Genomic DNA, 18,335 nt, shown 5'->3' with positions numbered 1-18,335 from the left:
ATCGCAGCCGTCAGCGTCGTCTTGCCGTGGTCAACGTGGCCGATCGTGCCGATGTTGCAGTGCGGCTTAGTGCGTTCGAACTTTTCCTTGGCCATTCTCTAGCTCCTGGCGGGTCCCCGAACCGGGGGTCCATTTGGTTTGGGGATAGGCGGGGCGATTTGTGGTCAAACCGCCCCGGTTTCAAGTGGGTCCGTCGAAATGACGGACTTAGGCGTACTTCTTGATCACTTCGTCGGCGACGTGTTGCGGCACCGGCTCGTAGTGATCGTACTGCATGGTGAACTGGGCGCGGCCTTGCGACATGCCCCGCAGGGTGTTCACGTAGCCGAACATGTTCGCCAGCGGGACGAAGGCGTTGATGACGATGGCGTTGCCGCGCATGTCTTGACCCTGGATCATGCCGCGACGGCCGTTCAGGTCGCCGATGACCGAGCCGAGGTATTCCTCGGGGGTCACGACCTCAACCGCCATGATCGGCTCGAGCAGCTTGGGCGAACCCTTTTCCTTCAGTTCGCGGAAGGCGGCGCGCGACGCGATTTCGAAGGCCAGGACGCTGGAGTCGACGTCGTGGAACTTGCCGTCCGTCAGGGTCGCCTTGAAATCGATCATCGGGAAGCCGGCCAGCAGGCCGTTTTCCTTGGCCGAGGTCAGGCCCTTTTCCACGCCCGGGATGTATTCCTTGGGCACGGCGCCGCCGACGATAGCGTTCTCGAACACGAAGCCCGAACCGGGTTCACCGGGTTCGAAGGTGATCATGACGCGGGCGAACTGGCCCGTACCGCCGGTCTGCTTCTTGTGCGTGTAGTCGATGTCGACCTTGCGGCCCAGGGATTCACGGTAGGCCACCTGCGGCGCGCCGATGTTGGCTTCCACCTTGTAGGTGCGCTTCAGGATGTCGACCTTGATGTCCAGGTGCAGCTCGCCCATGCCCTTCAGGATCGTCTGGCCCGACTCGTGGTCGGTCGAGACGGTGAAGGAGGGGTCTTCCGAAGCCAGCTTGGCCAGAGCCACGCCCAGCTTCTCCTGGTCGGCCTTGGTCTTGGGCTCGACCGAGATCTCGATCACCGGCGCCGGGAATTCCATCTTCTCGAGGATGATGGGCGACTTCAGCGGGTCGCACAGGGTGTCGCCGGTGCGGGTTTCCTTCAGGCCGGCCAGGGCGACGATGTCGCCGGCGTAGGCTTCCTTGATGTCCTCGCGGTTGTTCGAGTGCATCTGCAGCATGCGGCCGACGCGCTCTTTCTTGTCACGCGACGAGTTGAGCAGCGACATGCCGGTCTCCATGACGCCCGAGTAGAGGCGGCAGAAGGTCAGCGAGCCGACGAAGGGGTCGTCCATGATCTTGAACGCCAGAACCGACAGGGGCTCTTCGTCCGAAGCCTTACGGGTGACCGGCTCTTCCGTCTTGTAGTCGATGCCCGGGGTGGCCGGGATGTCGGTCGGCGACGGCAGGTAGTCGATGACGGCGTCGAGCAGGGGCTGAACGCCCTTGTTCTTGAAGGCCGAGCCGCCGAGGATCGGGTAGAAGGCGCCGGTCAGAACAGCCTTACGAATGCACTTCTTCAGCACTTCGACCGAGGGCTCTTCGCCGCCCAGGTAGGCTTCCATGGCGTCGTCGTCGAGTTCGACAGCGTTGTCGATCAGGTACTGACGAGCGGCGGCGCACTCTTCGACCATGTCAGCGGGGATTTCGCGGATGTCGGCGTCGGCGCCAACGGTGTCCGTTTCCCAGACGTAGGCCTTCATCTCGACCAGGTCGACCACGCCCTTCAGCAGGTTTTCAGCGCCGATCGGCAGTTGGATCGGCACAGCCTTGGCGCCCAGACGGTCGCGGATCGACTGAACCGAAGCGGCGAAGTCGGCGCCGATCTTGTCCATCTTGTTGACGAAGACAATCCGCGGAACCTTGTACTTGTCGGCCTGGCGCCAGACAGTTTCGGTTTGCGGCTCAACGCCGGCGTTGCCGTCCAGCACCGTCACAGCGCCGTCGAGGACGCGCAGCGAACGCTCGACTTCAATGGTGAAGTCCACGTGCCCGGGGGTGTCGATGATGTTCAGGCGCTTGCCGCGCCAGAAGGCGGTCGTCGCGGCCGACGTGATGGTGATGCCGCGTTCCTGCTCCTGGTCCATCCAGTCCATGGTCGAGGCGCCGTCGTGCGTCTCACCCATTTTGTGGTTCTTGCCGGTGTAGAACAGGATCCGCTCGGTCGTCGTCGTCTTGCCCGCGTCGATGTGGGCCATGATGCCGAAGTTGCGGTAGTCTTCGATTTTATGTGTGCGGGGCATTGGAGTTGCCTTCGGGCTGCTTCCCGGACGCGGCGAGCGCCCATTGGTGTCGGATATGACGGCGCGGGCGGTTCAGTCTGAACGCCCGCGCCGGATCGTCTTTAGAACGCCGCCGTCCCCATACGTACAAAGGGGGACGGTTTTAAGACGCTTACCAGCGGTAGTGGCTGAAGGCGCGGTTGGCTTCGGCCATCTTGTGCGTGTCTTCGCGCTTCTTGACCGCGGTGCCGCGGTTGTTCGAGGCGTCCAGCAGCTCAGCAGCCAGCTTTTCCGTCATGGTGTTTTCACCGCGCTTGCGAGCGGCGTTGACCAACCAACGGATAGCCAGGGCGCGACGACGGTCCGGGCGGACTTCGACCGGCACCTGGTAGGTGGCGCCGCCGACGCGGCGCGAACGGACTTCGACCGACGGAGCGACGTTGTCGAGGGCGGCGTGGAAGGTTTCGACCGCGGAGTGGTCTTTCTTCTTCTCGGCCAGGATATCGAAGGCGCCATAGACGATGTTCTCGGCGACGGCCTTCTTACCTTCGTACATGACGTAGTTCATGAACTTGGTGACGATCAGATCGCCGAACTTGGGATCCGGCAGAACTTCACGCTTCTGGGCGCGGTGACGACGCGACATGGGTTATTCCTTGCAGTGCCCGGCAGACGCCGGGAAAATCTCTGAGGGTCCAGACCAGCAGGCCTGAAAGCGGTTCGCTTACTTCGGACGCTTGGCGCCGTAGTGCGAACGACGCTGCTTGCGGTCCTTGACGCCTTGCGTGTCGAGCACGCCGCGCAGGATGTGGTAGCGAACGCCGGGCAAGTCCTTCACGCGGCCGCCGCGGATCAGCACGACCGAGTGCTCCTGCAGGTTGTGGCCTTCGCCGGGGATGTAGCAAACGGCTTCATAGCCGTTCTTGGCCAGACGGACCTTGGCGACCTTACGCAGAGCCGAGTTCGGCTTCTTCGGGGTCGTGGTGTAGACGCGGGTGCAAACGCCGCGACGCTGGGGCGAACCTTCCAGAGCCGGGACCTTGTTACGGGTAGGCTTGGGCTTGCGCGGCTTGCGGATCAGCTGATTGATCGTAGGCATACGATTTGGTCTCTTTTCGATATGGAGGCGTGTGCCTGTCGGCCGGGGCGCCTCATGAGCCTTCTTTTGGACCTCGCCGAAACGACGCCCGGGTGTTGTTTTCGAGCGAGCCGAAACAGCCAAACGAAAAAGCCGGAACGCGCGCTTTGGGCGTTCCGGCGGGCACAGCCCGTCCGTTCAATTGTCACGATCTCGACAGACAGCGAACCGCCCACGTCTCGAAAGTGCGCGCGATGTACGCGTGATGGGTGAACGCGTCAAGTGATTCACCCCTGGCTCCCCGCCCGACACACGGATCGTCGTTGCGCGAACGGCAAAAACACGCCCCTATATCGCCACGCTTGTCTTTGCATCATCACCTCAGATGCAGGAGTCGCCATGACCGCCGCCGTGCTGACCCGCCCCTCGGCCCGCCGCCCCGCCCTGCGCCCTCGCCCCGGATTGCGGCGCGGCCTGATGATGGCGACCTCGCTTGCCCTTCACGTCACGGTCCTGGGGTCGATGATCCTGCTGGCGGCAGACGAGGATCACCCTGTCGAGCGCCCGCTGCCTCCGATCATTCAGCTAGAGATCGAACGCCCGCCCCTGCCGTCCCAGTGGCGACCGCGCCCCCAGCCACCCGAACCTGTCCGCCCGGTCGAGCCCTTGGTCCAGCCGCAGACCCAGCCCCCGGTCCCTAGCGAGGCTGAAGCCCGGGAGCCTCTGCCGCTCCCTGCCCCTCTGCCCGCACCGACTCCTATTGCCGTGACGGTCCCGGTTCCCGCGCCGTCCAGGCCGCTGCCTGCTGCGCAGGCCATCCCTGCCCCGGCGCCGACACCAGCTCTGGCGCCCACGCCCACTCTGACGGTCCCTGCTCCGGTTCCCGTTCCCGCCCCGATCGTCGCGCCAGTCGTGACACTGCCCGTCGCGCCGTCGCTAAGCCCCGCGCCGCCCCTGACGGTTACCGAGAGCGCGCCGAGCCGCGCCACACCGGCACTGCCGGCGCGCCCGGCCAAGAACAAGGATGAGGAGGAGGCGGAGGCCGCCAGCGGCCTGCCCTCGGCTCCGGCTCCGCGCATGGCGGCGCCTGCCCCGAGCGGAGCCCCAGCGCCGGCTGCAGGTGGCATCACGGACGCCTGGCGGTTCGCCCCCGAAGGGCAAGACGGCCGCAACGCCCGCGCCTTGCGCGTCTCGCCCGCCGGCTGCCCGTCAACCGGCGTCCTCACTCGGGGCGAGCGCGACATCTGCGAGGACAGATTCAATGCACGCGCCGCCGAAGGCGCTCAGCGTCCCATCACTGGCAGCGGCAACGCCGCTCGCGACGCCCGCTTCGCCCGTGAAGGCGCCCGCGAGATGCAGCGCTACGAGGCGCAGCGCCGTCCTCTATCCGGCGGTGTCGGCGTCATGCCGCCCCAGGAATGCCCCGGCTCGAACTTCGGCACGGGCTGCGCAGGCGCCCACCTCGACCCGTCGATGCGTCAGGGCGCCACCACCAACGTCCAGCAGGACAGCAACAAGTTGCCGGACCCTCGACGCTAGCCAGCCTCAAGCAGCTTGGAGGACGATAGGCCCAAAAGAAAAGAGCGGCGCTGTCTCCAGCGCCGCCCCTATTCAGTCTTCAGTTCCCAAACGGATCAGTCGTCCGACTTTTCCAGTTCCAGGGCCAAATCGGCCGGCAGCGGCTCGATGGCGTCTTCGCGAGCCTGCGTCAGTTCGGCGTCGCGCTGGTTCGCCAGCTTCTGCAACGAGCGCAGATAGGCGCCCGTGCCTGCCGGGATCAGACGGCCGACAATGACGTTTTCCTTCAGGCCTTCCAGCATGTCCTTCTTGCCGTGGACCGAAGCCTCGGTGAGGACGCGCGTGGTTTCCTGGAAGGACGCCGCCGAGATGAAGCTGCGCGTTTGCAGCGACGCCTTGGTGATGCCCAGCAGAACCGGCTGCGTGATGGCCAGACGGCCGCCGCGCTTCTCGACCTTGGCGTTCTCGAACACCGCCTCAGCCACTTCGACCGTGTCGCCACGGATGAGGGTGGTTTCGCCGGAGTCGATGACCTCGACCTTCTGCAGCATCTGACGGACGATGACTTCGATGTGCTTGTCGTTGATCGGCACGCCCTGCAGTCGGTAGACCTCCTGCACTTCGTTCACCAGATACTCGGCCAGCGCCTCGACGCCCTGGATGCGCAGCAGGTCGTGCGGATCCGGGTTGCCGTCGATGATGTAGTCGCCCTTCTGGATCAGATCGCCGTCGTGGACGGAGATGTGCTTGCCCTTCGGGATCAGGAACTCGACTGCCTCGGCCTGGTTGCCGTCGGCGTCCACTTCCGGGGTGATCTTGATGCGACGCTTGTTCTTGTAGTCGCGACCGAACTCAACGCGGCCATCCATTTCGGCGATGACGGCGCAGTCCTTCGGACGGCGAGCTTCGAACAGTTCGGCGACGCGCGGCAGACCGCCGGTGATGTCGCGGGTCTTGGCGCCTTCGGTCGGAACACGAGCGATGATCTCGCCCGGCTTGACCTCGTCGCCGTTCGACACGGACAGAACGGCGCCCACGGGCAGCAGGTAGCGGGCGTCAGAGCCCGAGGCCAGCTTGGCGTAGGTGTCGCCGGTCGTGATGCCCATGGCCGGACGCAGGTCCGAGCCGCGGGGGCTGGCGCGCCAATCGGAAACCACGCGCTGGGCGATGCCCGTCGCTTCGTCGGTTTCTTCGCGGACCGACAGGCCGTCGACCAGGTCTTCGAAGCGAACGACGCCGCCGACTTCGGTCAGGATCGGGGTGGTGTAGGGGTCCCACTCCGCCAGACGTTGGCCCTTGGCGATGTCGGCGCCTTCCTTGACGCGGATACGGGCGCCGTACGGGACCTTGTGGGTCTCGCGGTCCTTGCCATCGACGACCACGACCACGACCACGTTGCGGCTCAGGGCCACCAGATCGCCATGCGCGGCGACGACGGTCGGGCCGACGATCTTGGCCGTACCGGCGTTGGTCGCCTCGTAGAACGAGGTTTCCGCCACCTGGGCCGTACCGCCGATGTGGAAGGTACGCATCGTCAGCTGGGTGCCCGGCTCGCCGATCGACTGGGCGGCGATGACGCCGACCGCTTCGCCGATATTGACGTTGGTGCCGCGCGCCAGGTCGCGACCGTAGCACATGCCGCAGATGCCGGCTTCGGCTTCACAGGTCAGGGCCGAACGGACCTTGATCGACTGGACGCCGGCCTTGTCGATGACCTCGATCTCTTCTTCCTGCAGGTAGGTGTCCGCGGGGAAGAGAACCGTGTCGCCGCCCGGCTCCTTGATGTCCTCGGCCGCATAGCGACCCAGAACACGTTGGCCCAGCGAAACCAGCACGTCGCCGCCTTCGACAACGGCGCGCAGGGTGATGCCGCGCGTCGAGCCGCAGTCTTCCTCGGTGACGATGGAGTCCTGCGCCACATCCACCAGACGACGGGTCAGGTAACCCGAGTTGGCAGTCTTCAGAGCGGTGTCGGCCAGACCCTTACGGGCGCCGTGGGTGGAGTTGAAGTATTCAAGGACGGTCAGGCCTTCCTTGAAGTTCGAGATAATCGGCGTCTCGATGATCTCGCCCGAGGGCTTAGCCATCAGGCCGCGCATGCCGCCCAGCTGCTTCATCTGGGCCTGCGAACCACGGGCACCGGAGTTGGCCATCATGAAGACGGAGTTGATGTCCGGCTCCTGGCCCTTGATCAGGACGCGGGGCTGGGCGATTTCGCCCATCATCTCGTCAGCGATCTTGTCCGTGGCCTTGGCCCAGGCGTCGACGACCTTGTTGTACTTCTCACCCTTGGTGATCAGACCGTCGGCGTACTGTTGCTCGTACTCCTCGACCTGGGTGCGGGTTTCGTTGACCAGGGCTTCCTTCTTGGCGGGGATGACGATGTCGTCCTTACCAACAGAAATGCCGGCCTTGGCGGCTTCGCGGAAGCCCAGCTGCATCATCTGGTCGGCGAAGATGACCGTCGCCTTCTGACCGCAGTGACGATAGACCTGATCGATCAGGTTACCGATTTCCTTCTTGGTCAGGTTCTTGTCGAGCAGGTGGTAGCCGATGTTCGGGTTCAGCGGCAGCAGAGCGCCCAGCTTCATCCGGCCCGGGGTCGTGTCGATCACCTTGGTGATCTCCTCGCCAGCCGCATTCATCTCGGTCCAGCGGGCCTTGATCTTGGTGTGCAGCTTGACGACCTGAGCGTCCAGGGCGGCGTCGATTTCACCCATGTTGGCGAACAGCTTGCCTTCGCCCGGCTGACCGTCCTTCACCAGCGACAGGTAGTACAGACCCAGGACGATGTCCTGCGACGGCACGATGATCGGCTTGCCGTTGGCGGGCGACAGGATGTTGTTCGTCGACATCATCAGGACGCGCGCTTCGAGTTGCGCCTCCAGCGACAGCGGAACGTGAACAGCCATCTGGTCGCCGTCGAAGTCGGCGTTGAAGGCGGTGCAGACCAGCGGGTGCAGGCGGATGGCCTTGCCCTCGATCAGCTTCGGCTCGAACGCCTGGATGCCCAGACGGTGCAGCGTCGGCGCGCGGTTCAGCATCACCGGGTGTTCCCGGATCACTTCTTCAAGGATGTCCCAGACCTGCGGCTGCTCGCGCTCGACCATGCGCTTGGACTGCTTGACGGTGCCCGACAGGCCCTTGGCGTCCAGACGCGCATAGATGAAGGGCTTGAACAGCTCGAGCGCCATCTTCTTCGGCAGGCCGCACTCGTGCAGCTTCAGCTCGGGGCCCACGGTGATGACCGAACGGCCCGAGTAGTCGACGCGCTTGCCCAGCAGGTTCTGACGGAAGCGACCCTGCTTGCCCTTCAGCATGTCGGCCAGCGACTTCAGCGGACGCTTGTTGGCGCCCGTGATCACGCGACCGCGACGGCCGTTGTCGAACAAGGCGTCGACCGACTCCTGCAGCATCCGCTTTTCGTTACGGATGATGATATCGGGCGCGCGCAGCTCGATCAGGCGCTTCAGGCGGTTGTTACGGTTGATGACCCGGCGATAGAGGTCGTTCAGGTCCGACGTGGCGAAACGGCCGCCGTCCAGCGGCACCAGCGGACGCAGTTCCGGCGGGATGACCGGGACGATCGTCAGGATCATCCACTCGGGCTTGTTGCCCGACTCGAGGAAGGCCTCGATCAGCTTCAGGCGCTTGGACGCCTTCTTGGCCTTCATTTCCGACGGGTTGTCGGCCAGCTCACCGCGGTGGCGCTCGGCCTCGGCGTTCAGGTCGATGCCCATCAGCAGGTTGCGGACGGCCTCGGCGCCGATCTCAGCCGTGAAGCCGTCGTCGCCGTACTCTTCCTGGTAGCGATAGAACTCGTCTTCCGTCAGCAGCTGGTTCTGCTTCAGCGGGGTCAGGCCGGGCTCGGTGACGATGTAGTTTTCGAAGTAAAGGACGCGTTCCACGTCCTTCAGCGCCATGTCCAGCATCAGCGAGATGCGCGACGGCAGCGACTTCAGGAACCAGATGTGGGCGACCGGGGCGGCCAGGTCGATGTGACCCATGCGCTCGCGGCGAACGCGAGCCAGCGTGACTTCAACGCCGCACTTCTCGCAGATGATGCCCTTGTACTTCATGCGCTTGTACTTGCCGCACAGGCATTCGTAGTCCTTGGTCGGGCCAAAGATACGGGCGCAGAACAGGCCATCACGCTCGGGCTTGAACGTGCGGTAGTTGATGGTTTCCGGCTTCTTGATCTCGCCGAACGACCACGACCGGATCTTCTCCGGCGAGGCCAGGGCGATCTTGATCTGGTCGAAGGTCGGCGTGACCGGGACCGGGTTGAAGATGTTCAGGACTTCCTGGTTCATCTTTTTTCCTTCTGCGGGAATGCCCCGCGAAAATTCATTCAGAGAGGAGAGGCGTTCGGACCGCCCTCCCCCGCCGTGCGGGAGAGGGCTTTGTTTCCGATCAGCTGTTCTCCAGCTCCACGTTCAGGCCCAGCGAGCGCATTTCCTTGATGAGAACGTTGAAGCTCTCGGGAATGCCGGCTTCGAAGCTGTCGTCGCCGCGGACGATCGCTTCGTAGACCTTGGTACGGCCGGCCACGTCGTCGGACTTCACCGTCAGCATTTCCTGCAGGGTGTAGGCGGCGCCGTAGGCTTCCAGAGCCCAGACCTCCATTTCCCCGAAGCGCTGACCGCCGAACTGCGCCTTACCGCCCAGCGGCTGCTGGGTGACGAGCGAGTACGGGCCAATGGAGCGGGCGTGGATCTTGTCGTCGACCAGGTGGTGCAGCTTCAGCATGTACACATAGCCGACCGTGACCGGACGCTTGAACTGCTCGCCCGTCTGACCGTCGAACAGGATCGACTGGCCCGAACGGTCCAGGCCAGCCGTTTCCAGCAGGTCCTCGATGTCAGAGATGTGCGCGCCGTCGAAGACCGGGGTCGCGAAGGGCACGCCCTTGGCCAGGTTCTGAGCCAGCTCGATCAGGTCCTCATCCGATTCCGGCAGAGGCGTGTCGGCGCCGTAGATCTCGGTCAGACGCGTGACCAAAGCCTCGCGCAGACCGCCGTCCATCCACTCGTCCAGCAGACCCTTGATCTGCTTGCCGAGACCGGCGGCGGCCCAACCCAGGTGGGTTTCGAAGATCTGACCGATGTTCATGCGCGAAGGCACGCCCAGCGGGTTCAGAACGATATCGACGTGGGTGCCGTCGTCCAGGTGCGGCATGTCCTCGATCGGCAGGATCTTGGAGATGACGCCCTTGTTCCCGTGACGGCCGGCCATCTTGTCGCCCGGCTGCAGCTTGCGCTTCACGGCCACGAAGACCTTGACCATCTTCATGACGCCCGGCGGCAGCTCGTCGCCGCGCTGCAGCTTCTCGACCTTGTCTTCGAAGCGACGGTCGAGCGCCTTACGGGCGTCCTCGAACTGCTTCTTCATGGCCTCGAGTTCGCCCATCGCCTTCTCGTCGTCGAGGGCGACCTGCCACCACAGGCCCTTGGACACTTCGGCCAGCTTCTCTTCGGTCACTTCGCCGCGGCCCATGCCCTTCGGGCCCGAGACGGCGTCCTTGCCGAGCAGCAGCGGCTTCAGGCGGCCATAGACGTTGCGCTCAAGGATCTTGAGCTCATCGTCGCGGTCCTTGCCGAGGCGTTCGATTTCGGCGCGTTCGATGGCGACCGCGCGTTCATCCTTGTCGACGCCGTGACGGTTGAAGACGCGCACGTCGACGACCGTGCCGGCGACGCCGGGCGGCAGACGCAGCGAGGTGTCGCGGACGTCCGAAGCCTTCTCGCCGAAGATGGCGCGCAGCAGCTTCTCTTCCGGCGTCATCGGGCTTTCGCCCTTCGGCGTGACCTTGCCGCACAGGATGTCGCCCGGCTGGACTTCGGCGCCGATGGCCACGATGCCCGCTTCGTCGAGGTTGCGCAGGGCTTCCTCGCCGACGTTCGGGATGTCGCGGGTGATTTCTTCCGGCCCAAGCTTCGTATCACGCGCCATCACTTCGAATTCCTCGAGGTGGATGGAGGTGAAGATGTCGTCGCGCACGATGCGCTCGGAGATCAGGATGGAGTCTTCGAAGTTGTAGCCGTTCCAGGGCATGTAGGCGACCAGGACGTTGCGGCCCAGGGCCAGTTCGCCCAGGTCCGTCGACGGGCCGTCAGCGATCACATCGCCGGCCTTCACTTCATCGCCCACGCGCACGATCGGGCGCTGGTTGATGCAGGTCGACTGGTTGGAGCGCTGGAACTTCGACAGGCGGTAGATGTCGACGCCCGAGCGGCCGGCGTCCACGTCGCCGGTGGCGCGCAGAACGATACGCGTGCCGTCGATCTGCTCGACCACGCCGTCACGACGGGCGATCACGACAGCGCCGGAGTCCACGGCCACGACCGCTTCCATGCCGGTGCCGACCAGCGGCGCGTCCGACTGCACCAGAGGCACGGCCTGACGTTGCATGTTGGCGCCCATCAGTGCGCGGTTGGCGTCGTCGTTTTCCAGGAAGGGGATCAGGGCCGCAGCGACCGAAACGACCTGTTTCGGCGACACGTCCATCATGTCGACGTCGGCCTTGGTCAGCAGCTGGGATTCACCGTTGATCCGGCCGGGGACCAGGTCCTCGACGATCTCACCTGCCTTCAGCTCGATGTTGGACTGGGCGATAACGTGCTTCGCCTCTTCCATGGCCGAGATGTAGACCACCTCGTCCGTGGCCTTGCCGTCCTTCACGCGACGATAGGGGCTCTCGATGAAGCCGTATTTGTTGACGCGCGCGTGGGTGGCCAGCGAGTTGATCAGACCGATGTTCGGGCCTTCCGGCGTTTCGATCGGGCAGATACGGCCGTAGTGGGTCGGGTGAACGTCGCGGACTTCGAAGCCGGCGCGCTCACGGGTCAGACCGCCCGGGCCAAGCGCCGAAAGGCGACGCTTGTGGGTGATTTCCGACAGTGGGTTGGTCTGGTCCATGAACTGCGACAGCTGCGACGAGCCGAAGAATTCACGCACGGCGGCGGCAGCCGGCTTGGCGTTGATCAGGTCGTGCGGCATGACCGTGTCGATATCGACCGAGCTCATGCGCTCCTTGATGGCGCGCTCCATGCGCAGCAGACCGACGCGGTACTGGTTTTCCAGCAGCTCGCCGACCGAGCGCACGCGACGGTTGCCCAGGTTGTCGATGTCGTCGATCTCGCCGCGGCCGTCCTTCAGGCCGACCAGGATCTGCAGCACCTTCAGCACGTCGTCCTTTTGCAGGACGCGGATTTCGTCCGAAACCTCGGGGGTTTCCAGACGCATGTTCATCTTCACGCGGCCGACGGCCGACAGGTCGTAGCGCTCGGCGTCGAAGAACAGCGAGTTGAACATCGCTTCGGCGGCTTCCGGGGTCGGCGGCTCGCCCGGACGCATGACGCGATAGATGTCGAACAGGGCGTCTTCACGGCCCGTGTTCTTGTCCACGCGCAGGGTGTTGCGCATGTATGCGCCGACCGTGACGTGGTCGATGTCCAGCACGTCGATGGTGGTGAAGCCGTGCTCTTCCAGCAGAGCGATTGCCTCGGCGTCCAGCTCGTCGCCGGCCTCGGCGTAGATCTCGCCGGTTTCGTAGTTGACGGCGTCAGCGGCCAGATACTTGGTCAGCAGGGCGTCAGCGGCCAGCGACAGCGACGTCAGGCCGCCGTCGGCCAGCTTCTTGGCGGCGCGGGCGCTGATCTTCTGGCCGGCTTGCGCGACCACTTCACCGGTGTCGGCGTCGACCAAGTCGAACTCCGGCTTCACGCCGCGCCAACGCTCGGGCTTGTAGGGGGTGACCCAGCCCTCGCCGCGCTTCTCGTAGGGCACGGTCTCGTAGAAGGTCTTGAGGATTTCCTCGCCGTCCATGCCCAGGGCCAGCAGGAAGCTGGTGGCCGGCAGTTTACGACGACGGTCGATACGGACGTAGACCACGTCCTTGGCGTCGAACTCGAAGTCCAGCCACGAGCCGCGATAGGGAATGACGCGCGCGGCGAACAGCAGCTTGCCCGACGAGTGGGTCTTGCCCTTGTCGTGGTCGAAGAAGACGCCCGGCGAACGGTGCATCTGCGAGACGATCACGCGCTCGGTGCCGTTGACGATGAAGGTGCCCTTGTCCGTCATGAGCGGGATGTCGCCCATGTAGACGTCCTGCTCCTTGATATCCTTGACCGAACGGGCGCCCGTTTCTTCCTCGGTCTCAAAGACGATCAGGCGCAGCTTGACCTTCAGCGGCGCGGCATAGGTCATGTCGCGCTGAATGCACTCTTCGACGTCGTACTTGGGGTCCTCGAACTCGTAGGACACGTACTCCAGGACGGCGCGCTCGTTGAAGTCCTTGATCGGGAAGACCGACTTGAAGACCGCCTCGATGCCCTGCTCCTTACGCAGACCGCTGCGCACTTCGCGCTGCAGGAACTGCTCGTAAGAAGCGCGCTGAACCTCGATCAGGTTCGGCATCTTCACCGCTTCGGGGATACGCCCGAACGAGTGACGAATACGCTTCTTTCCGGTGAACGAGGTGGCGGAGGCGATCTTACCCAGGGCGAGACCGTCAGTGGAGTTTGCCATTCTGTTTTCCCAATCGCGAGCCGATGAAGGCCCGACGTCAATGCAGCAGCCACGGCGCGCCGACCGGCGATCCGTGACCGTAAGTTCTCTCGGCGCCCACCCTCGATCCGCTGCGGGACCAGGACGCCTGATATGCCCGCTCCTTGGGAAAGGAGCGACGCCTGCGCACCGGTCGGAGGGCGACAAACCGGGCCTCGGCGCTTTTGCGCGGGATTCATGGAATCTGCGGAGCGGCATATATACGCTGATCGACGGCGAAATAAAGGCCCACAACGCAGGTAGGTGACAGTTTCGATCACCGTGATAAGCCTAGCCTTATGAACCGTATCGCCCTGCCCGCGCTCGTCGCGACCGCCCTCGCCCTGACCCTGTCGGCCTGCGCCTCGGCGCCCGCCACGACCGCGCAGGTCGTGCCGCAAGGCCCCGCCACCCAGGAAAACTGGGAAGTCGGTCAGGCCGCCTATCTGATGTGGAACGGCCAGCAGCGCGGCTGGACCACCACGCCCTCGGGCCTGCAGTACCGCCGCGTCGGCAAGGCCAGGCCCAACGGCGTCCAGCCAACCGCCGCCGACACGGTCAAGGTCCACTACCGCGGCACCTTCATCGACGGTCGCGAGTTCGACAGTTCATATTCGCGCAACGAACCGGCCAGCTTCCCGCTGAACCGCGTCATCAAGGGCTGGACCGAAGGTGTCGCCCTGATGCGCACGGGCGAGACCTACGAGTTCGTCATCCCCGCCGACTTGGCCTACGGCCCCCGCTGGATGGGCACGGAGATCCCCGCCAACTCGGTCCTGCGCTTCACAGTCGAACTGCTGGAAGTGACCCCGGCGGGCTGACACAGCTTCGTCATACGGCTTGACGCCGGGTGCGACGAATTGTGATCTGCGGCCCAGCTCGGGCCGCGTTGGGGTGGCCGCCGCCGGATACCCACTGACATGAAGCGTTTCACCCTGGCCGTCAGCGCCGCCGCCCTGCTGATCTCGATGAGCGCGCCCGCCCTGGCTCAGGTCGGCACGCCCGCCCTGCCCGTCGCCCTGGCCCCCATCCCGACCCCGCGCGACGTCGCCTACCCGGGTGTCATCGGCATCGACGTGGATGCCACTGACATCGACCGCCGCCTGGTCCAGGTGCGCCAGACCATTCCGGTCACGCAAGCCGGGCCCATGGTCCTGCTCTATCCGCAATGGCTGCCGGGCAACCACAGCCCCGCCGGTCCCGTCGCCAACGTCGGCGGGCTGACTTTCACCGCCAACGGCCAGCGCCTGGAGTGGGTCCGCAACACGGTCCAGCCCTGGGCCTATCAGATCGAGGTCCCCGCTGGCGTCAACCAGATCGAGGTCGCCTTCCAGTGGCTGACGCCGATCGAGGGCAATCAGGGCCGCGTCGTCGTCACGCCCGAGATGCTGAACATCCAGTGGGAGAAGGCCCTGCTCTATCCGGCGGGCTACTACTCGCGTCAGATCACCTTCAAGCCGACGCTGAAGCTGCCCGCCGGCTGGAACTACGGCGCCGGGCTCGACACCGTCAGCTTCGAGAACGGCCTGGCGACCTTCGCCCCCATCACCCTCGACCACCTGGCCGACAGCCCCGTCTTCGCGGGGCAGCACTACCGCCAGATCGACCTGGATCCCGGTGGCCGCTCGCCGGTCCGCCTCAATGTCGTGGCCGACACGGCCCAGATGCTGGAAGCCACCGACGAGCATATTCAACTGCACCGCAACCTGGTCCAGCAGGCCGACCGCCTGTTCGGCGCCCGCCACTATGACCACTATGATTTCCTGCTGGCCGTGACGGACAAGCTGGGCGGCATCGGTCTGGAGCATCAGCGCTCGTCCGAGAACAGCGTCGACCCCAAATACTTCACCGACCGCGAAGGCACCCTGGCCGACCGCGACCTGCTGGGTCACGAATATACCCACAGCTGGAACGGCAAGTGGCGCCGCCCCGCCGACCAAGTGACGCCGAACCTCAACGAGCCGCTGCAGAACTCCCTGCTCTGGGTCTATGAGGGGCAGACGCAATACTGGGGCCTGGTGCTGACCGCCCGCGCGGGCCTGATGAGCAAGCAGCAGGCCCTGGACGTCCTGGCCATGACCGCCGCCAGCTTCCAGAACATCCCCGGCCGCCAGTGGCGCGCCATGCAGGACACCACTAACGATCCGATCATCAGCCAGCGCCGCCCGCAGCCCTGGGGCAGCTACCAACGCAGCGAGGACTACTATCGCGAAGGCTCGCTGATCTGGCTCGACGCCGACACCCTGATCCGCGAACAGACGGGCGGCAAGAAGTCGCTGGACGACTTCGCCAAGGCCTTCTTCGGCGTCGAGGACGGCAACTGGAACCCGGCTCCCTACACCTTTGACACCGTCACCTCGACCCTGAACGGGGTGCAGGCGAACAACTGGCCCGCCTTCCTGCGCGAACGTCTGGACGCGGTCGGCCCCGCCTCGCGCGGCCCGCTGGACGGCATCGAACGCGGCGGCTACCGCCTGGTCTTCAAGGAGCAGCCGTCCGGCTACATGGGCGCCCTGCACAAGGAGCTGGGCCGCAACGACTTCACCTACTCGCTCGGCTTCATGATGAACGGCTCCAACCGGATCACCTCGGTCCTGTGGGGCGGTCCGGCCTTCGAGCAGGGCCTGACCTCCGGCTGGGAAGTGGTCGCCGTCGGCGGTCGCGCCGCCTCGGCTGACGCCCTCAAGGAGGCCATCACCGCCGCCAAGGGATCGACCGACCCGATCGAGCTGATCCTCAAGAACGGCGACCGCTTCAAGACCGTCCGCTTCGACTACCACGGCGGCCTGCGCTACCCCCATCTGGAGCGGATCGAGGGCACGCCGGACCGGCTGGGCGACATCCTGTCGCCTCGCCGTCGCTGACGCCGCCTGCCAAGCCTTACGCCTGATTACCTCTGAGTTCTGGATACCCGATGACCCGACGCCTGCCTGCCGCCGCCCTCGCCCTGTTGTTGACCTCGGTCGCCTCGACCGCGCTTGCCCAACAGTGGACCGGCCCGCAGGCGCCGGCCGCGCCCACGCCCCAGAACACGCCCCTGGGCCTGCCCCGCGCCCTGCCGCCGATCCCGGCCCCGACCGCCGAGACCTACCCCGGCGTCATCAAGTATGAGGTCGACGCCACCGACGTGGAGCGGAAGATCGTCCGCGTCCGCCAGACCATCCCGGTTACGGCGGGCCCGCTGGTGCTGCTCTATCCCAAGTTCCTGCCCGGCAACCACGCCGCCACCGGCCCGATCCAGCTGATCTCGGGCGTGACCGTGACCAGCGGCGGCAAGCGGATCGACTGGCTGCGCGACACCATCGACCCCTACGCCTTTCACATCAATGTGCCCCAGGGTGTCAGCGAGATCGTGGTCGAGTTCCAGTGGCTGACCCAGCCCGACAGCTCGACCTGGCGCGTCGTCATGACCCCCGAAATGGTCAACCTGCAATGGGAAAAGGCCCTGCTCTATCCCGCCGGCTACCGCTCGACCGGCATCACCTTCGCTCCCTCGATCCGTCTACCTGAAGGCTGGAAGTACGGGGTGGCTCTGGACACCGAGCGCTATGAGAACGGGGTGGCGACCTTCCGCCCGACCGACCTCTACACCCTGATCGACAGCCCCCTGTTCGGCGGCGCCCACTATCAGCGCATCGAGATCGATCCCCGGGGCGAGTCCGTCCACCTGAACATCGTGGCCGACGCAGCCAAGAACATCGCCCCGACCGCCGAACAGATCGCCTGGTTCGAGAACCTGGTCACCCAGACCGACCGCCTGTTCGGCGCCCGTCCCTACGACCGCTACGACTTCCTGGTCGCCGCCACGTCCAAGATGGGCGGCATCGGGCTGGAGCATCACCGCTCATCCGAGAACTCGGTCCCGACGGACTTCTTCACCAACTGGGGCAAGGACCTGGGCGCCGTCGGCCTGCTGCCGCACGAGTTTGTCCACGCCTGGAACGGCAAGCGCCAGCGCCCCGCCGACGAGCTGACCGCCAACCACAACATCCCGACCCAGAACACCCTTCTGTGGGTCTATGAGGGCCAGACGGAATACTGGGGCGACGTCCTGACCGCCCGCTCGGGTCTGGCCTCCAAGGACGACATCCTGGTCAGCCTGGCCGAGAACGCCGCCTTCTATGACAACCAGCCGGGCCGCGAGTGGCGTCCGCTGCAGGACGTCAACAACCACAACCTGCTCGGCTACCGCACCAGCAATCCCTATTCGTCCTGGATGCGCGGCACCGGCGACTATTACCGTGAGTCCCTGCTGATCTGGCTGGACGCTGACACCCTCATTCGTGAAGCGACCAACGGCAAGAAGTCGCTGGACGACTTCGCCAAGGGCTTCTTCGGCGGCGACGACGGCTCGTATGCCCCGCGTGGCTATACCTTCGACGACGTGGTCGCGGCCCTGAACGCCGTCCATCCGCACGACTGGGCGACCTTCCTGCGCACCCGTCTGGACGCCAGCGGCCCGGACGCCAAGGCTCCGCTGGACGGCCTGGCGCGCGGCGGCTACCGCCTGACCTACACCGACAGCCTGAACGCCGGTGAAAAGCGCATCCAGTCGGGTTGGGACAAGGACTTCCAATACTCTCTGGGCTTCACCCTGTCCTCGTCGAACAAGCTAACGGGCATTCGCTGGGGCGGTCGCGCCTTCGCGGCCGACATCGGTCCTGGCTGGGAACTGGTCGCCGTCAACGACCGCGCCGCCTCAGCCGAGGTCCTGCGGGACGCCGTTACCGCCGCCAAGGGTACGGACAAGCCGATCAGCCTTCTGCTCAAGAACGGCGACCGCTACCGCACCGTCGCGTTCGACTATCACGACGGCCTGCGCTACCCGCGCCTGGAACGCATCCCCGGCACGCCGGACCGCATCGGCGACATCCTCAGCCCGCGCCGTCGCTAAACGGGGCGCCGCTAGAAACTGAAAAGGCCCGGG

At 65.2% G+C, this 18,335-nt stretch carries 10 protein-coding genes; 4 read left to right on the top strand and 6 right to left on the bottom strand.

What is annotated here, in order from left to right:
• The 4 genes from ACIQTU_RS15370 to rpsL form a co-directional block, all read right to left on the bottom strand.
• Positions 1-95 (bottom strand): GTP-binding protein (locus ACIQTU_RS15370; RefSeq protein ID WP_132095103.1); only part of this gene is annotated, 95 nt, incomplete at its 3' end.
• A 112-nt stretch (positions 96-207) separates the two neighbouring features.
• Positions 208-2,286: an elongation factor G gene (gene fusA, locus ACIQTU_RS15365; RefSeq protein ID WP_400549104.1), complete on the bottom strand. Its 2,079-nt coding sequence runs from the start codon at positions 2,284-2,286 to the stop codon at positions 208-210.
• 151 nt (positions 2,287-2,437) lie between these two features.
• Positions 2,438-2,911 (bottom strand): 30S ribosomal protein S7, encoded by a 474-nt coding sequence (gene rpsG, locus ACIQTU_RS15360; protein ID WP_400549101.1) that lies wholly within the window; start codon positions 2,909-2,911, stop codon positions 2,438-2,440.
• A 78-nt stretch (positions 2,912-2,989) separates the two neighbouring features.
• Positions 2,990-3,364 carry a 30S ribosomal protein S12 gene (gene rpsL / locus ACIQTU_RS15355; RefSeq protein ID WP_008260482.1) on the bottom strand — a complete coding sequence of 125 codons (375 nt, stop codon included), beginning with the start codon at positions 3,362-3,364 and terminating at the stop codon, positions 2,990-2,992.
• A 378-nt stretch (positions 3,365-3,742) separates the two neighbouring features.
• On the opposite strand from rpsL, the gene ACIQTU_RS15350 reads away from it, so the two are divergent.
• Entirely contained in the window at positions 3,743-4,882 is a 1,140-nt protein-coding gene (locus ACIQTU_RS15350; RefSeq protein WP_400549096.1) for a hypothetical protein, read from the top strand.
• A gap of 95 nt (positions 4,883-4,977) precedes the next feature.
• Here ACIQTU_RS15350 and rpoC read toward each other — a convergent pair whose 3' ends face one another.
• Both rpoC and rpoB read right to left on the bottom strand, forming a co-directional pair.
• A complete protein-coding gene (gene rpoC, locus ACIQTU_RS15345; protein WP_400549093.1) occupies positions 4,978-9,174 on the bottom strand; it encodes a DNA-directed RNA polymerase subunit beta' in 4,197 nt (1,398 codons plus the stop codon).
• Between the two features lie 100 nt (positions 9,175-9,274).
• Entirely contained in the window at positions 9,275-13,390 is a 4,116-nt protein-coding gene (gene rpoB, locus ACIQTU_RS15340) for a DNA-directed RNA polymerase subunit beta (RefSeq protein WP_400549091.1), read from the bottom strand.
• Positions 13,391-13,707: 317 nt separating this feature from the next.
• Here rpoB and ACIQTU_RS15335 point away from each other — a divergent pair, with 317 nt between their 5' ends.
• The 3 genes from ACIQTU_RS15335 (at position 13,708) to ACIQTU_RS15325 (ending at position 18,302) form a co-directional block, all read left to right on the top strand.
• Positions 13,708-14,229 carry an FKBP-type peptidyl-prolyl cis-trans isomerase gene (locus tag ACIQTU_RS15335; protein ID WP_400549088.1) on the top strand — a complete coding sequence of 174 codons (522 nt, stop codon included), beginning with the start codon at positions 13,708-13,710 and terminating at the stop codon, positions 14,227-14,229.
• A 99-nt stretch (positions 14,230-14,328) separates the two neighbouring features.
• Positions 14,329-16,272 carry a M61 family metallopeptidase gene (locus ACIQTU_RS15330; protein ID WP_400549085.1) on the top strand — a complete coding sequence of 648 codons (1,944 nt, stop codon included), beginning with the start codon at positions 14,329-14,331 and terminating at the stop codon, positions 16,270-16,272.
• A 50-nt stretch (positions 16,273-16,322) separates the two neighbouring features.
• Positions 16,323-18,302 (top strand): M61 family metallopeptidase, encoded by a 1,980-nt coding sequence (locus ACIQTU_RS15325; protein ID WP_400549083.1) that lies wholly within the window; start codon positions 16,323-16,325, stop codon positions 18,300-18,302.
• Positions 18,303-18,335 lie beyond the last annotated feature (33 nt).

The organism is Brevundimonas sp. NPDC090276 (genome assembly GCF_044772165.1).
GTDB lineage: Bacteria > Pseudomonadota > Alphaproteobacteria > Caulobacterales > Caulobacteraceae > Brevundimonas.
Note: the sequence above shows the minus strand (reverse complement) of the source record. Positions and strands in the feature narration are given on the sequence as shown.

Bases quoted from the DNA above. Each gene is read 5' to 3' on its own strand.
- fusA (WP_400549104.1), bottom strand. From the start codon at position 2,286: ATGCCCCGCACACATAAAATCGAAGACTACCGCAACTTCGGCATCATG.
- rpsG (WP_400549101.1), bottom strand. From the start codon at position 2,911: ATGTCGCGTCGTCACCGCGCCCAGAAGCGTGAAGTTCTGCCGGATCCC.
- rpsL (WP_008260482.1), bottom strand. From the start codon at position 3,364: ATGCCTACGATCAATCAGCTGATCCGCAAGCCGCGCAAGCCCAAGCCT.
- ACIQTU_RS15350 (WP_400549096.1), top strand. From the start codon at position 3,743: ATGACCGCCGCCGTGCTGACCCGCCCCTCGGCCCGCCGCCCCGCCCTG.
- rpoC (WP_400549093.1), bottom strand. From the start codon at position 9,174: ATGAACCAGGAAGTCCTGAACATCTTCAACCCGGTCCCGGTCACGCCG.
- rpoB (WP_400549091.1), bottom strand. From the start codon at position 13,390: ATGGCAAACTCCACTGACGGTCTCGCCCTGGGTAAGATCGCCTCCGCC.
- ACIQTU_RS15335 (WP_400549088.1), top strand. From the start codon at position 13,708: ATGAACCGTATCGCCCTGCCCGCGCTCGTCGCGACCGCCCTCGCCCTG.
- ACIQTU_RS15330 (WP_400549085.1), top strand. From the start codon at position 14,329: ATGAAGCGTTTCACCCTGGCCGTCAGCGCCGCCGCCCTGCTGATCTCG.
- ACIQTU_RS15325 (WP_400549083.1), top strand. From the start codon at position 16,323: ATGACCCGACGCCTGCCTGCCGCCGCCCTCGCCCTGTTGTTGACCTCG.